This is a genomic window from Staphylococcus auricularis (assembly GCF_051172115.1).
GTDB lineage: Bacteria > Bacillota > Bacilli > Staphylococcales > Staphylococcaceae > Staphylococcus > Staphylococcus auricularis_A.
The window spans coordinates 1-15,995 of the sequence record NZ_JBPIZN010000005.1; the positions used below are offsets into that span (position 1 = coordinate 1).

At 35.9% G+C, this 15,995-nt stretch carries 16 protein-coding genes; 3 read left to right on the forward strand and 13 right to left on the reverse strand.

Features of this window, described 5'->3' with window-relative positions:
- Positions 1 to 561 precede the first annotated feature (561 nt).
- The 3 genes from perR to bcp all read right to left on the reverse strand — a co-directional run bounded on the left by perR (position 562) and on the right by bcp (position 2,526).
- The gene (perR, locus tag ACSBRB_RS08750) at positions 562 to 1,020 is read right to left on the reverse strand and encodes a peroxide-responsive transcriptional repressor PerR (RefSeq protein ID WP_059107823.1); all 459 of its coding nucleotides are present in this window, start codon (positions 1,018 to 1,020) and stop codon (positions 562 to 564) included.
- Positions 1,021 to 1,114: 94 nt separating this feature from the next.
- Positions 1,115 to 2,065, reverse strand: a complete 951-nt coding sequence (locus tag ACSBRB_RS08755) for an NAD(P)-dependent oxidoreductase (protein WP_435032460.1) — start codon at positions 2,063 to 2,065, stop codon at positions 1,115 to 1,117.
- 5 nt (positions 2,066 to 2,070) lie between these two features.
- The gene (gene bcp, locus ACSBRB_RS08760; protein ID WP_435032461.1) at positions 2,071 to 2,526 is read right to left on the reverse strand and encodes a thioredoxin-dependent thiol peroxidase; all 456 of its coding nucleotides are present in this window, start codon (positions 2,524 to 2,526) and stop codon (positions 2,071 to 2,073) included.
- An 83-nt stretch (positions 2,527 to 2,609) separates the two neighbouring features.
- On the opposite strand from bcp, the gene ACSBRB_RS08765 reads away from it, so the two are divergent.
- Both ACSBRB_RS08765 and ACSBRB_RS08770 read left to right on the forward strand, forming a co-directional pair.
- Positions 2,610 to 3,899 carry a glutamate-1-semialdehyde 2,1-aminomutase gene (locus tag ACSBRB_RS08765; RefSeq protein ID WP_435032462.1) on the forward strand — a complete coding sequence of 430 codons (1,290 nt, stop codon included), beginning with the start codon at positions 2,610 to 2,612 and terminating at the stop codon, positions 3,897 to 3,899.
- 73 nt (positions 3,900 to 3,972) lie between these two features.
- Positions 3,973 to 5,067, forward strand: a complete 1,095-nt coding sequence (locus ACSBRB_RS08770) for an FUSC family protein (RefSeq protein ID WP_435032463.1) — start codon at positions 3,973 to 3,975, stop codon at positions 5,065 to 5,067.
- Between the two features lie 131 nt (positions 5,068 to 5,198).
- Here the strand turns inward: ACSBRB_RS08770 and ACSBRB_RS08775 are convergent, their stop codons facing one another.
- From ACSBRB_RS08775 to mutY, 3 genes are all read right to left on the reverse strand, one after another.
- Positions 5,199 to 6,935: an ABC transporter ATP-binding protein gene (locus ACSBRB_RS08775; RefSeq protein ID WP_435032465.1), complete on the reverse strand. Its 1,737-nt coding sequence runs from the start codon at positions 6,933 to 6,935 to the stop codon at positions 5,199 to 5,201.
- A 189-nt stretch (positions 6,936 to 7,124) separates the two neighbouring features.
- Positions 7,125 to 7,667 (reverse strand): nucleoside tri-diphosphate phosphatase, encoded by a 543-nt coding sequence (gene ntdP / locus ACSBRB_RS08780; RefSeq protein WP_059107817.1) that lies wholly within the window; start codon positions 7,665 to 7,667, stop codon positions 7,125 to 7,127.
- Positions 7,668 to 7,716: 49 nt separating this feature from the next.
- Entirely contained in the window at positions 7,717 to 8,781 is a 1,065-nt protein-coding gene (mutY, locus tag ACSBRB_RS08785) for an A/G-specific adenine glycosylase (RefSeq protein WP_435032467.1), read from the reverse strand.
- A 108-nt stretch (positions 8,782 to 8,889) separates the two neighbouring features.
- Here mutY and ACSBRB_RS08790 point away from each other — a divergent pair, with 108 nt between their 5' ends.
- Entirely contained in the window at positions 8,890 to 9,867 is a 978-nt protein-coding gene (locus tag ACSBRB_RS08790; RefSeq protein ID WP_435032468.1) for a metal-dependent hydrolase, read from the forward strand.
- A 117-nt stretch (positions 9,868 to 9,984) separates the two neighbouring features.
- On the opposite strand, the gene ACSBRB_RS08795 is transcribed toward ACSBRB_RS08790, so the two are convergent.
- From ACSBRB_RS08795 to ACSBRB_RS08825, 7 genes are all read right to left on the reverse strand, one after another.
- Positions 9,985 to 10,878 (reverse strand): sugar ABC transporter permease, encoded by an 894-nt coding sequence (locus tag ACSBRB_RS08795; RefSeq protein ID WP_435032469.1) that lies wholly within the window; start codon positions 10,876 to 10,878, stop codon positions 9,985 to 9,987.
- Positions 10,879 to 10,887: 9 nt separating this feature from the next.
- Positions 10,888 to 12,420: an ATP-binding cassette domain-containing protein gene (locus ACSBRB_RS08800; RefSeq protein ID WP_435032470.1), complete on the reverse strand. Its 1,533-nt coding sequence runs from the start codon at positions 12,418 to 12,420 to the stop codon at positions 10,888 to 10,890.
- 15 nt (positions 12,421 to 12,435) lie between these two features.
- Positions 12,436 to 12,750 carry a YfhH family protein gene (locus ACSBRB_RS08805; protein WP_435032558.1) on the reverse strand — a complete coding sequence of 105 codons (315 nt, stop codon included), beginning with the start codon at positions 12,748 to 12,750 and terminating at the stop codon, positions 12,436 to 12,438.
- Entirely contained in the window at positions 12,728 to 13,546 is an 819-nt protein-coding gene (recX, locus tag ACSBRB_RS08810; protein WP_435032471.1) for a recombination regulator RecX, read from the reverse strand. Before recX ends, ACSBRB_RS08805 begins: the two co-directional genes overlap by 23 nt.
- Positions 13,547 to 13,691: 145 nt before the next feature.
- Entirely contained in the window at positions 13,692 to 14,507 is an 816-nt protein-coding gene (sgtB, locus tag ACSBRB_RS08815; RefSeq protein WP_435032472.1) for a monofunctional peptidoglycan glycosyltransferase SgtB, read from the reverse strand.
- A gap of 523 nt (positions 14,508 to 15,030) precedes the next feature.
- On the reverse strand, positions 15,031 to 15,546 hold the full coding sequence (locus tag ACSBRB_RS08820) for a type 1 glutamine amidotransferase domain-containing protein (RefSeq protein WP_435032473.1): 516 nt from the start codon (positions 15,544 to 15,546) through the stop codon (positions 15,031 to 15,033).
- A gap of 89 nt (positions 15,547 to 15,635) precedes the next feature.
- A complete protein-coding gene (locus ACSBRB_RS08825) occupies positions 15,636 to 15,800 on the reverse strand; it encodes an SE1561 family protein (protein WP_435032559.1) in 165 nt (54 codons plus the stop codon).
- Positions 15,801 to 15,995: the final 195 nt, after the last annotated feature.

Below are 15,995 nucleotides of genomic sequence, written 5' to 3' on the forward strand. Positions count from 1 at the left end.
TTGTTCAATCAACGATTGAATCGTTGTTTATTGGAATTAACGTTGACATATTGTCATTCAGTTTTCAATGTTCATTTTATCGCGTTACGATAATTAATAGTATCATTAATTTATTGTTAAGTCAACAGCGAATTTTAAGTTAATTTTAAGAATTTGTTTGTGTTCTTAACTCAACATTTAATATTCTATAATAATCTTTACATATTAACAAGTGTCAAATTTACACTCTGTTAATAATGTGTTTTATAGATGCCGTCTCGTTTAAGCGACTTTTTTATAATACCAAGTATCTGTAGTTTCGTCAACATTTATCAACCCGATTTTTGATTTAAAATTACTCATATCATGTTGCTTTATCTCAAAGTTGTACATAACGTTAATGAAATGTAAATATGGGAAGAAACTTAGATTCATATTTTCATCTAAAATTAGTGAACTCGTCTCCCCTCCACTAATGCTGTAGTGATACTCAGTTACCAAAATGTGCTATGTAAAAAGGCTTACCTCCAAAAGAAGGCAAGCCTTTTATGTTTCTTCAATACATATGTCTATCTTAAATGATTAGTTGTTTTGTTTTTTCTCTTGGCATTCTTTACATATACCGTATACTTCCATACGGTGATGCGTAACATTAAATTCTGTTACATGCTGTGCGAGTTGTTCTACTTCATCTAATTGTGGGTAATGAAAATCAACTATTTTACCACACTCTTCACAGATGACATGATAGTGATTATGAGTGCTATAATCAAAGCGGCTAGATGAATCACCATATGTGAGTTCTTTGATGATACCTATGTCTTTGAACACACGTAAATTATTATATATCGTCGCCACACTGATATTTGGAAAATCAGGAGATAGTGCTTGATATATTTCATCAGCTGTGGGATGTGTATCTGTTGTAATCATAAATTTTAATATCGCTTGGCGTTGTGGCGTTATTCTAATACCTGCATTTCTCAAAGATGCGATAGAGTGTTCTAATTGATGTTCGACTGTTTCCATCTCTGCGCTCAATTTCCATCACTGTCTTTCTATTTGATAATAATTATTACTTAATATAAATATAACTTCTACAGGTATTTTCTGTCAAACATAACTTGATTTTCTGCTAATATCCTTGCTTCGGATTAACTTCATTCTCAATTAATTCATTCTTATTGAGAAAATGAGATAAATTGCGCTTAAACATATCAGTAGCTTCCTGGTTATTTTCTTTTCCATTGCCTGTAATATGCGCAGTAATCACTACGTTATCTAATTCATACAATGGACTATCTTCTGTCAAAGGCTCATTTTCAAAAACATCTAAGTAAGCCTGTCTGATTACTTTATTTTTCAATACTTCAACTAAGACATTTTCTTCGACGACCGTACCTCTACCTACATTAATGAATAATGCATCGTCTTTCATCACCTCAAAATGCTTTCTTTGAAGTAAATGAATCGTGTCTTCTGTTTCTGGTAAAGTGTTGATTACAATATCTGCTTGAGGTAAAACATCAGTGAGCGTATCCAGTTTATACGACTCGTCTATTTCTTCCGCTTCGTGACCACTCGTGTTAATGCCCAATACTTTAACACCAAATGCATGTAATAGATAGGCTGTTCGACGCGCAATTTCACCTGTACCTAAAATGAGCGCTGTTTTACCCATTACTCGCGTCCCAGTCATAGTAGAATCGTATACTTTATTTAACTGATTGATATGAGACGTTTTCATATTCTTATAATCGTCTAAAATGTACGCAATATTGAATTCTGCCATTTGTTTCGCATGGATACCTTTTCCATTCGTTAATCGGATATTGTGATTATTTATATAGTTTAAAGGAAGATTATTAACTCCAGTTGCAAACCATGCAATCCATTTTAATTGCGGACAAGACGCTAAAAAGGCTTCATCCAAATGTCCATCATAGCCAAAGAGGATATCTACCGATGCTTTATCCGCCTCATCAATTGAATCGACGCCGGAAGTAAATTTAAATTTTACATCGGGAAAAGCTGATATTAAATCTTGTTGTTGACTTTTTAAAGGTTTCAAACTGATTGCTTTCATACCCATCACCCCAAAATATCTTTTAATTGTGCCATTTGTTCTTTTACTTTCATTTTTTCACTCACATCGATAATTTGACCATTTTCATCAATAACAAACGTTGTTCTTACAATACCATAATTGGTTTTACCGAAATTTTTCTTTTGTTGATAGACACCAGTTTCTTTTGAAAGTTGATAATCTTCATCAACGAGTAGGTCAAAGTTCAAATCGAGTTTTTGTTTAAAGTTTTGGTGTTTACGTTGGGAATCACCACTAATACCGTATACGGCGACATCTAACTCATTGAATTGTTCGATATTATCCCTAAAATCACAAGCTTCTGTCGTACAAGTTGGTGTATTATCTCTAGGATAGAAATACAAAATCGCTTTTCTACCTTTTAGAGTTTCATTAGTAATGGTTTCGCCATCTTGATTGATTAATGAAAACGCTGGAAATTGCACTCCTTTTTGTAACATATCCTCACCTGTTTCTTCTTATTAATGTTTATTTTATGATACGATAATAGGCGAAGATAATAAATTAAAAGAGGTTGATAACTATGAATTTTAGTGAAAGTGAAAGACTTCAACAATATTCAGATGAATACATTCTAGGCGGCGTCAACTCACCGTCTCGTTCATATAAAGCTGTCGGTGGCGGTGCGCCCGTCGTCATGCGCGAAGGTAAAGGCGCTTATCTATACGATGTAGATGGAAATAAATACATTGATTATCTACAAGCTTACGGTCCAGTCATCACAGGTCAAGCACATCCACACATCACAAAAGCAATCCAAGAACAAGCTGCGAAAGGTGTATTATATGGTACACCGACAGAACTTGAAATTGATTTTGCTAAAAAATTACGTGAAGCCATTCCTTCACTCGAAAAAATCCGCTTCGTTAACTCAGGTACAGAAGCTGTCATGACAACCATCCGTGTTGCACGTGCATACACAAAACGCAACAAAATCATTAAATTTGCAGGTCAATATCACGGACATTCTGACTTAGTATTAGTTGCAGCTGGTAGTGGTCCTTCACAACTTGGCTCTCCAGACTCAGCAGGTGTGCCGCAAAGCGTCGCGCAAGAAGTGATTACTGTTCCTTATAATGATATCGACGCTTATAAAGAAGCGATTGACTATTGGGGTGACGATATTGCTTGTGTACTCGTCGAACCGATTGTAGGTAACTTCGGAATGGTTGAACCTAAACCTGGTTTCCTTGAAGCTATCAATGAAATTACACACGATAACGGAAGCCTCGTAATCTACGACGAAGTCATCACCGCGTTTAGATTCCATTACGGTGCCGCACAAGATTTATATCAAGTGTATCCTGACCTTACTGCATTCGGAAAAATTGTCGGCGGTGGTCTTCCAATTGGTGGTTACGGCGGTAAACAAGACATCATGGAACAAGTTGCACCACTTGGACCTGCATATCAAGCAGGCACAATGGCTGGTAACCCACTCTCTATGAAAGCGGGTATCGCCCTACTAGAAGTCCTTGAACAAGATGGTGTTTATGAAAAATTAGATCAACTCGGTAAACGATTAGAAGATGGTTTAAACGAACTCATTGATAAACACAATATCACAGCGACAATTAATCGCGTCTATGGTGCGATGACCCTATATTTTACAGATGAAAAAGTCACTAACTACGAACAAGCTGAAAACTCAGACGGCGATGCATTTGCACAATTCTTCAAACTCATGTTAAATCAAGGCATAAACCTAGCACCGTCTAAATTCGAAGCTTGGTTCTTAACAACTGAACATACAGAAGAAGATATTGATGAAACATTAAGAGCTGCGGATTACGCATTTAGTCAAATGAAATAAAGTTGATTTTTATACTCAATCGTTGTATAACAATAATGATATATAAATTAATAATATATGAGGAGCTATTGCTTTGAAGTTAGGCGCTAGAATACTGAAAACAGGTATCGCAATTATTCTTGCACTCTTTATTGCTTCTTTTTTACCTGATTCTGCTGGACTTAAGGCGATTGCAGGTGTCAGTGCGGTCGTAGCGATGCAACCGAGTGTGTATCGCTCTATCAAGACCGTTTCCGACCAAGCAATCGGTAACGTTATCGGCTTACTATTAGCAGTCGGTATGGTGACAGTTTTTGGTAACCATCTCGTCATTATGGGCGTCACAGTCATCTTGCTCATCGCAATCTTGTTTAGATTCAATCTTGCACATGTTGCGACGTTAGCCAGTGTGACAGCGCTCATTGTTATGGGACAAAATACCGGTAACTTCTATACGGCTGCTTTCTTTCGATTTGTGCTTGTTATGATTGGTGTCTTTAGTTCTTCTATCGTGAACTTTTTATTTTTACCACCCAAATTTGAATCTAAGTTATACAACAATTCACTGAATATCTGTTCAGATATCTTTGTGTGGTTTAAATTAGTACTAAATGACGCTTCAGAATATCAAAATATCAAAGAAGATAGAGGCTATATTAATGAGCGTATCAAAAAATTAGAGCAAATCTTAGGGTATTATGAAGAAGAACAACCACTATTAAAACGTAATGTATTTGCGCAAAATCGTAAAAAAGTGTTACTTAAAGAAGTTGTCTTAAGTACACGAAAAGCTTATGAAGTACTCAAACGGATGAATCGTTATCAAAATGATCTCCATAGTATAAACAATCATTTACTACTACAGATTAAACTTGAAATCGATAGCTTAACCAGCTTTCATGAACAGATTTTCCTTAGTTTATCTCGTAAAGCTAAATTCGATACACGACAATTGGAAAATCAAATTGAATATCCTCAAAAGAAAGACCTCATCGATGCTTTCTTTGCTGATATACAACGAGATCCTTACCAAACTGAGTATTCATACGCAAACATCATACAGATCATTGCTGCAATAGAAGAATATCGTTACACGTTAGAACATCTTGAACGTATTGAAATGAGTTTCTTCTCATATCACAATAAAGATGACGATATTGATATTCTTAAAGAAGACTTAGATCTTTAATCAATGATCATAAATGATGTCTGTATCATCTTTACTATTTGAAAAAGCGTAACCAAAAAGAAAAGCAGGTATGACACAACCATTTGAACGTTGTGTCGTACCTGCTTTTTTGTGTAATTTACAATCATAACTTACAAGTTTTGAATATTGAATAAATGTGCATATTGACCATTACGATCTAATAACTCTTGATGCGTACCAGTTTCCACGATTTGTCCGTTTTCCATCACTACAATTTTATCTGCGTGTGTGATTGTAGAAAGTCGGTGTGCAACGATTAATGTCGTACGATCTTCACTCAAGACGTTGAGTGCGTCCTGGATAATCGCTTCACTTTCAAGATCTAATGCACTTGTCGCTTCATCCAAAATAATAATCGGTGGATTATTAAGGAAAATACGTGCAATCGAAATACGTTGTTTTTGTCCACCTGACAATTTCACACCGTTTTCCCCTACTTCCGTTTCAAAGCCGTGTGGCAATTCTTGAATGAAATCGTAAGCATTAGCCATTTTTGCAGCTTGTACAATTTCTTCATCTGTAGCATCAGGCTTACCGAGTAAAATATTTTCGCGAATCGTATCGGAGAATAAGATATTATCTTGTTGCACTAAACCGATTTGACTACGTAAACTACCTGTTAAGAAATCTTTGATTGGATGTTGGTCTATTGTGATAGAACCTTTCGTCGTATCGTAAAAACGTGGAATCAAGTTAATGAGTGTTGATTTTCCGCCACCACTCATGCCGACAAAGGCAACTGTCTCACCTTGATGGACATCTAAGTTAATGTCTCGTAAGATCATATTCTCATCTTCATTATATTTGAAATAAACATGATCTAGACTGATATCACCTTGTTGAATCGCAATCGGTTGAGCGCCTTTTTTATTTTTAATGTCGTAATCTTCATCAAACAATTGGAACACACGGTCCATAGATGCGAAACTTTGTGTAAGTGTAGTAAATGAAGACACTAAGCGACGTAATGGACTAAATAATTGTTCTAGGTAACCAACAAAGGCTGCAAGTGTACCTACAGTGATAGAACCATTAATCGCAAGGAACCCACCAATACCAATGACAATCAGCGGTCCGATATCAGTGACTGTATTCACGGCCGCAAATGCATAAGCATTCCATCTCGTATGTTTGAAGGCACGATCCAAGAAATGTTGGTTATGTGCATCAAAGTTTTCCGCTTCATTTTCTTCAATCGCAAAGCTTTTAACGACAGACATACCTTGAACACGTTCTGTTAAGAATCCTTGAACTTCTGCTAAAGCTTGTGAACGTTTACGTGTTAATTTTCGCAAACGGCCAAAGAAGAAATAAACTGTAATGATATAGAATGGGAAGATAAACATCGCTGCCAACGTCAGTTTCACATCTAGGAAGAACATGATTGTAAGCGCGAGCACAATCGTTACGCAGTCCAGCCAGATGTTCATCAATCCGGTTAAAATGAAATCCTTCGTTTGTTCTACATCATTGATCACACGAGAAATGACTTGACCTGCTTGATTATTCGCATAAAATCGAGCACTTAATGCTTGTAAGTGGTTGTATAGATGTCGTCTTATATCGTAAAGGATCTTATTACTTGTCCACTGTGCTAAATATTGTCTGATGAACTCAATTGGTGGTCTAATAACAACGAAAATGAAGATCGCAATCCCTAATGCAATCGCGAGTCTGATCATTTTTTGTTGTGTGTCGATTTCACCATTATTAATCACGTCGTCAATAACGTATTTAATTAATAATGGGATTAACATTGGGATACCAAATTTGATAATACCTACGATAATCGTAATTATAATTCGCCATTTATAAGGTTTTACAAACCTTAAATATCGTCTAATCATAAATGACATTACCCCTCTTCGTGTTAGCAAATGAAACAGCCTAGCCTCGTGAATCATCACGAACTAGGCTGCAGTGAGCACGAGTTTCTGTTTATTTTTGCTGTGCTTACTCATTATATTGTGAGCATGAAACTGTTACTGTTCGACTCATATCATACCCAATATTTCCCATTAACACATGAGATATGCTCAATAACTTCTCACTTTTTTATAGCGTTCACGCCATACTTTGATAAAATCAGGTGCAAAAGGCCCTTTTTTCTGTTCTATCCACTGTTGTAATGTATCGACATTACGTCGTAAGATTAAGTCGATATCTTTAGGATAATTCATTTGTTTCATATGTTGTTCGTATTCATCTTCATCCAATAAATGATACTTGCCGTTTGGATATACTTTAATATCTAAATCATAGTCTATATATTTAAGTGCTTCTTCATCACATGCAAACGGTGAAGATAAATTACAATAGTAATAAATGCCATCATCTCTAAACATACAAATGACATTAAACCAATACTCTGAATGAAAATAGACGATTGCGGGTTCTCTTGTAATCCAAGTTCGACCATCACTCTCAGTTACTAATGTGTGGTCGTTGCCGCCTATAATCACATGATCCGTACCTTTTAATATTGTTGTTTCAGACCATACACGATGAATGTTCCCATCGTGTTTATAACTTTGTATTTTTATTGTCTGGCCTTCTTTAGGTATGGATTCTTTTACCATGCTCCACACCACCTTATCTTTTTAATTACCATCCAAATTATAACATACCTCAATATGATTTCCCGAATGAATCACTTGAACGAATGAATTGATAAATCTTAGACATGCTTACAGGTAAGTTATAATTTTCTTTATCATCGAGATCCATCCATGCCATATGTTCTGGGAGTTCTATTTGCGTACTATCAATAACGGGTGAAGTTTCGAACACCTCTATGTTCCACGTTAAATGTGTGAATTGATGTTTTAACTGGTAACTCGGTGCCTCACTGATATGTATCGGCTGGTGTAATAGTGTATCAAATGGGAGTTCCGCTCCCTTTTCAAACATAGGAAATTCCCACATACCATGCAATAACTTCTGCTGACGTCGTTCGATGAGCAATTCACCTTTCTCATTTTGAATCAAATACACACACTGGTTCACTGTTTTTTTCTTCACTTTAGTCGTTTTTACAGGTAACTCTGCTACTGTTCCTTCCGCAAAGGCTTCACAATTTTCTTGAACCGGGCAGAATAAGCATAAAGGCGATTTTGGTGTGCAAACCAATGCGCCGAGTTCCATCATTGCCTGATTAAACGTCCCAGCTTCTTCCTGCACATATGGCTCAAGTTCTTGTTCAAATGCTTTTCTTGTAGATTGTAGCTTTGTATCTCGAGCATCATTATTCAGCCGTGACCACACACGAAAAACATTGCCATCCACTGTCGCAAGTGGCTGATTAAATGCGATACTCATGACGGCAGCTTGAGTATAGGGCCCAACGCCTTTAAGTGATTTAAATTGTTCTGGATCACTAGGGACTTTGTCATTATAGGTTTCGTGGACTTCTTGCACTGCTGTGTGAAAGTTACGCGCGCGGCTATAATAGCCTAATCCTTCCCAATATTTTAAAACTTCATCTTCATCCGCTTCACTTAAATCTTTAATCGTTGGAAACCGTTCAATGAAACGATGATAATAGTCAATAACTGTCTTAACTTGTGTTTGTTGTAACATGACTTCACTCAGCCATATATAATAAGGATTAGATGTTTCTCTCCAAGGCATTTCACGCTGATTTTCTTTAAACCAATTTACGAGATTTGGTTTAAAACTCGCTTCATTATACATCTGTCGTTTGGCTCCTCCTCATATCTAAAAATTTCCCATATCTCCGTTTGCTATGTTATATTTTAACTATTCATAAACATAAACATCCACACGAAATGAGTGAACGCTATGGATACAGCTACGCATATCGTTATGGGTATTGGTCTTACTGCGCTCGCGACACAAGACCCAGCAATGTCTGGTTCATTTGCAGCGACAGCGACCACGTTAATCGCAGGATCGTTAATTCCTGATAGTGATACGGTATTGAAATTGAAAGATAATGCCACTTACATTGCGAACCATCGTGGTATCACACATTCAATTCCTTTCACTATTCTCTGGCCATTACTCATAAGCTTAGTTATCTTTACTTTCTTTAATAACGTAGTTATTACACATGTATGGATGTGGGCTCAATTGGCAGTCTTTCTCCATGTCTTTGTTGATATCTTTAATTCCTATGGTACACAGGCTTTACGGCCAATTACAAATAAGTGGATTCAGCTCAGTGTCATCAACACATTTGATCCTATCATTTTTATCTTATTGTGTATTGGCATTTTGCTTTGGGTACTGGGCGTCCATCCATTTCTCGCATTCTTCCCTATCATAGGTATACTCATCATTTATTATATTTTAAGATTCCGCATGCAAGCGATTATCAAGCGTAAGGCTGTGAAATTAATTCAAGCTGAACAACACCCAGTCAAAGTTTTCGTAGCACCAACGATGAAATTTATGGAATGGCGTGTAGGTATACAAACTGAAAAATACGATTATGTGGGTCGTAGTTATGGTGGCAATATCGTCTTTAGTGATAAGGTAGAACGCCAACCCTTCCCTAGTGATGATCTCATGCAATATGTACAGAATGATAAAAATATCAGAACGTTTTTAAACTTTTCTTCTGTATACCGTTGGCAAAAAACAGATCTTGATGACGGTACAACAGAAATCAGACTCATTGATTTACGCTACTTGAAAAATGGTCACTATTCCTTCGTAGCGATTGCCCATCTCGATGATGAAAACAATATTGATCACTCATACATCGGCTGGGTCTTCAGTGAGGAAAAATTACAACGTAAATTATACGCGCAATAATACGCATAATAAAAGCACTATAGGAGGTTGAGACAAGTTAAAAGTCTCAGCCTTTTATAGTGCTTTTTCATTACTTATTAATAGCTTAATCGCCTTTGACTCGATCACCTATATGAATCAGTTTTTGTTTTGATCATTGTGGTTCTCTTCAGTCGTTTGTGTAGTTGACTCTGTATGTGTTTCGTCTGCCTCTTTTGCTGTCGCTTCAGTTTGTTCAGTTTCTTTTGTAGAAACTTCATCAAATTTCGGTTCTACTTCATATTTTTTATACACAACATAACGTGTGAGACCGTAATTGATCACAAAGCCAATCGCTAGGATGAAAATAAAGTAAAGATGGTAAGGAATATTCGTTAAGCTCACTACACCTAATACAACAGATTGTGCCATGCCATCTACAAGATAAAATACAGGATTAATCATGAGTAGATGTGTCACGAGTGAATCATAAGATGTTGGTATATACCAAATCGGCAACAAGATAAAAATGACCACTGATAGGATAAAATAAATGATATCCACTTTGTTGCTTACTAACGTAAACTGTCCTAATAATGTAGAACATAAGATGATAAAGATCGCTGACATGAGCACAAAGAATAATACTGCAAGCACTGAACTTTCTATGTTCAATGGTGTCGCCACGATATATATGATTTCCATAATGCCTAACAACACACTATAAATCACAGCAACGAGTACATTGTGCACGACAGGCGTTAAACTCAATTGACGATTATACCAATAATCTTCTTCGAATAATTTATAGCCGCGATAAATGGCGAACCATATGAACATAAATGCGGTAAACGCACTTAATCTATAATACCAACGCGCTTGATTCAGATCAGGCGTCCCTTTCACATGAAAGCCTACCATTAGCGCAATCAATAATACAGCACTGATTAAAACTGGTAATATAAACCATTTCCACTCATGTTTCACCCGATGTATTGCATGATGCCATAGATGTGGTAAATGTTTATAAAAATCTACGATACTATCTATCATTTTTCACACCTACAATTCAATATAAATCCATTTTTTATTTTTCATATCTGCCATCAGATAACCGCTATCCGTTTTGACCATCCATGAATTACTGTTAATATCGTATTTTTTCTTGAGTTCATCTTTTTTCGTCATAGGATAGACAAACCCAGCCAAGTTATTTTTATCATTAAATAGCATATCGATCGGTTGTTGCGTAATCGGTACTACAAATCTTTGATCTTTATCGTTTTCTGGAACGAGCGTATCTGTAACCTCATTGTGTGATTTGTGTAACTGACTGTTGAAGTAATCTACGAAGTTGATATAGTTGTTCTTCATATAAGGTGCCAAGGTTTGCATTTGATGCTTTTCATATAGTCCAGCTGGATCAAAGTAACGGACGTTATTTTTAGCGATTTTGTAATCTTTACCATCGACTTGAACACGATAGTTCTTCGCATTTTCACCTGTAATCGTATACAATGCATACTTTTTAGATGATAACGTTTGATTAGAACCGATGCGCTGTAATTTTTCTTTGTTCAATGCAATGCCGTAAGCCAATGTTTCTTCAAAAGGATTTTGTTGTTGATTTTGGATTTTATTTTGATCAATATTCTGAGCTATATTTAATCTACCTGCATTGTTAAAGATTAGAACCAACATAAGGATAGCCCCAAGTACAAAGACAAGCAACAGACCCCAAAAACGATATAATATCGCTGGTGGTTTTTGATGTTGATAACGTTCGACACGTTTGAAATTATTTGCGAGCTCAGGAATACGGTTTCTACTTTGTTTCCAGTCTAAATCGAAATTTGCTTCATCTTCTTCAGTTTGAATGGATAAGCGATCTTTCTCATGCTCTCTGAACATCGGAAGTACTTCTTTTAATTGACCTTCCATGCGCAACTGACCATGAGAAATCCAAGCAATGTAGTTAGATACTTGCTCAATCCGATCTACATCGTCATCAATGAAGACGAGCGTTTGATTACTTTCTATGTATTGTTTCGCAAAAGGAATCATCGCTTCGAATTGCGTGTCTGTAAGATGCTGAATAATGTGATTAAATATGATAATGCTTGCTTCAGATAATTGTGCTAACACAAACGATAACTGTGCATACTGTTCATCTGACAATCGTTGCACTGGTGTGTCAGTTTCATCTGATAACTGTGATTGTTCAATAACCGATTGAACGATTTCAGCCGGGTCATCACTACGTGGGAACAATGAGACCACATTATTGATATAGTCATATACAGTATCGCGTTGATAGACTTTATCATCGATATCAGCGAAGAAAATATCTCTTTTACGTACGACGCGTCCTTTATCTGGTTTAATTTCTTCAGCCAGCAATCGCCCGATCAGTGATTTAGAAGAGTCGGGTTCACCTATAACACCGAGTGATTCGCCTTGGTAGATATGAAGTTGAATATGATTGAGCTCGATATTGTCAGCGTCATATCCATAAGGTGCGTACCACTTTCTGGCATTGTTATTTCTATAATATTGCGTTACATTTAGTAACTTTAAAATGATTGAACTGCCCATTTTTATTTCATCCTTCTATATATTTAATAATGCGAGTGGTAACCCTTCTTCAGGTTCTGTACTGTTGATTCTAAAGCCCCACGCGAAAATACCTTTCAGTCTTTCTACTTTAAAATAATCATCAGTACCATCATTGAGCTTGTAAATCTTAACTATTTCTACTTTATCACGATCCACGAGGTAACTTTCAGCAATTAAAATTTTGCGTTGATAGACACCATATTCGTTGATGATGCCATTCATTTCTGCCTTGCGCATCTTTTCAGTACATTGCTGAATCTCTGTTCGTAATTCTTGTTCGTTCATTTCACTCAAACGTTTCTGTTCCATCATCAAGACCGCTTTCCTCCAATTTAATTTTAATTTTATCATATTTATATCTTTTTCTCATAAGCGTTTCTATTGTCTTTTGTATAACTTGTCTACCTTCATACTTCTTGTCATATTTTCGATACGACTTTTCAAGATCTTGTTGTAGCATCTCATCAAGCGTATCTTCGCTTTGAGAAAAGTTAAGTTCTGACATCACTTCGTTAATCGTACCCATCGTAAAGCCCTTTTGCATCAATGATTGACTGACTTTCGATTTGATTTGCATCGGAGTACCTTTTTTCTGCTTAATTATCTTTTGTGCAATATGCAAAATCTGTTCAAAAGGTTGTTCAGATTCATACAAGTTTACATAGCGTTCAATCACATCGTTCTCTATACCCGCTTGAAACAATTTTTGACGATATGTTTCCGGACCTTTATCTGACGTACGTAACATCGTATTTTTTAAACTTTCAGCGTAGTCATCATGATCAATTAACTTTTGCTCATGACAATATTCAAGTACACGCGCAATGGTGGGTTCATCGATATCTGCTTTTGAAAGATGTTGTGCGACTTCTTTATCTGTCCGTTTGCGATATGAAATATAATTGATCGCGCGATTGATACCTTGACGATATTGCTCATATTGCTGAATCTCTGCCATCTCTGCGGGTTCGACTTGTTGATCCTTTTTCAAGTTAAAATAAACCAGCGTATTGATATCTACACCCATCTCGAAAACGCCATCGAGGTATAGATTAAATCGTTCACTGTTATTTTTTTGTACTTCTATTTTAGTTATCTTTGGCATCTTTTTCACTCCACTTATCTAGCATAACTTATTATGGTGTTTAAGGGAATTATAGCGACAGCGTGCGTTGTACTATTCACCTCAAAATCAAAAAATTCTTTTCACTATCTTAAAATAATGAAAAGAATCCTCCCTTTAAGTCACTTTATGAAGCGCCAAGTTGTGATATCGCTTCTTCGTATTCTTCATTCGAAATAAAATCTTGCTGCTTCATTTTTTCTAAGTTGACTTTAACTCGATTAATATAACGATCAGACATGTCGTTTAAATCGTATACACTCGGTGCATTAATCTTACTTGCGAGCATCGCACTTTGTAGTACTGAGATTTGTGGTAAATGTTTATTATTTTTGTCTGTCGTCGTACCAAAATAGTAATTTGCAGCACTTTCTACAGTGTATTGATCGTCACCGAAATAAATATTATTGACGTAAAAGCTTAAAATCTGATCTTTGTCATATACATTTTCAACACGATAGGCTACAAACAATTCTTTCATTTTACGAATAAATGAGCGTTCATTGCCATAAAAATAATTCTTTACAACTTCTTGTGTAATGGTACTACCACCTTGTACACTCTGTTCACTTACTGTTGAAAATAATGCTCTCGATGTCCCCTTGATATCAAAACCATGATGATGATAAAACCGCTCGTCTTCTATGGCGATAAATGCGCCCTTCGTGTAATCATTCATATCAGATACGGGCACGTACGAATTTTTCTCTTCGATAGAATGTAACGCTTCAACATTTGCAGATTTTGATAAAAAGTACATCAAGCCCATGAAAACAGTTAATACAATGGCTAATATGATTAATATAGTGAGAAACCAACGTTTGCCTTTTTTCTTTTTTGGTGGTCTTCCCACAGGCTGATAATAGGTATTATAATAAGGCCCTACATCGTCATAGGCTACTGCTTTTCGCTTTGATTTAGAATAACGTTCACTTCGCTTCATTCATCTTTAGCTATTAAAACCAAGAAAAAATGAGCTGGAGGTTCGTGCCCCACATTTTTACTCGGGTGTTACCTTTTAATAGCGTGCTCCTTTCTTTCAAAATTCCTCACGAACACGGATGATCATTTGATCGCTACTGAACTCCCCGCGCAAACATGTCTCTCTATGTAAGCGTTCTGAGTGTCATTTTACAATTTTAAATGTTGTGCACTGCTTAAATGACGTTAAAGCTATGCGCTCGTCTTACTTTCACTTTATTATAAATAAGTTTAACAAGTCTTAACGTTATAATCTACTGCATTTGGCAAAAATCAGTCCTAAGGTGTATCTCCATACACAATTAAAGATATCTGTTTCAGTTTATTTGAAAAGTAGCATGTTGAATGAAGGTATGTCATTTATATGTAATTGCTGATGAGCTTGTTCATTATGTTAAAAAGAAAACTCCAAAAGGCAGTACGTAACGTGCTGTCACGCTGCCTTTTGGAGTTGATTGTTCATGCGTTCTTACAAGAACAATGAATTAGTTTAATTGATTTACGATTTCTCTATTGAAATCATCTAAGTCGTCAGGTGTACGACTTGTTACGATGTTTTTATCTACAACTACTGATTCGTCTACAACATTTGCACCAGCGTTTGATAAGTCTTTACGTACGTTTAATACTGCTGTTAAAGTACGGCCATTTAAGTCGTCAGTATCAACTAAGATTTGTGGACCGTGGCAGATTGCAAATGTAGGTACGTCGTTTGTAGTGAAGTATTTAGCAAATGTGCCATATCTTCCTTCAGCGTCGCCTCTTAAGTGGTCAGGTGAGAAACCACCAGGGATAAGGATTGCATCGTAATCTTCTGCTTTAGCATCGCCAATGCTAACATCTACAGTAACTTTAGTGCCGTGTTTACCTGAAACTTCAGCGTTAGCTTCATCACCAATAATTACTGTTTCGTGTCCAGCTTCTTCAATAGCTTCTTTTGGACTAGTTAATTCAACATCTTCAAATTCGTCAGCAACAATAATTGCAACTTTTTTAGCCATTTATAATCACCTTTCTTTTATGAATTATGGTTATATATAGCCAAGTATAGAAAGGTTTAAACATTAAATTTTTACATATTTGTTTTTCACTATTTTTTGGAAACGGTTTTAACTTTTTCTTCTAATTGATCTAACAACCCTATCCATTCATCGATGTCTTCAACTTTGACATCGTCTGGATTAACTTGATCAATATCAGTAATAAATTTTTCTAGTCGTTGTTTGATTTGGTCTATTGTTTTTTGTTCGTTCATCATGCACACTCCTTCTTCAATATTACGTTCATTTTAACATGATTTAAAAATCTGTTGTGCCAGTTTCTTATAAATTGTATTTATCGTAGAAAGACAATTTTAATAAAAGAAGCGTTTTCAATTGCTTTAAATTTAAAAATAGCCTTCAACTTATTTCCTGAAACTGTTATCCTAGTCAAGGTTGTATCTTTATTT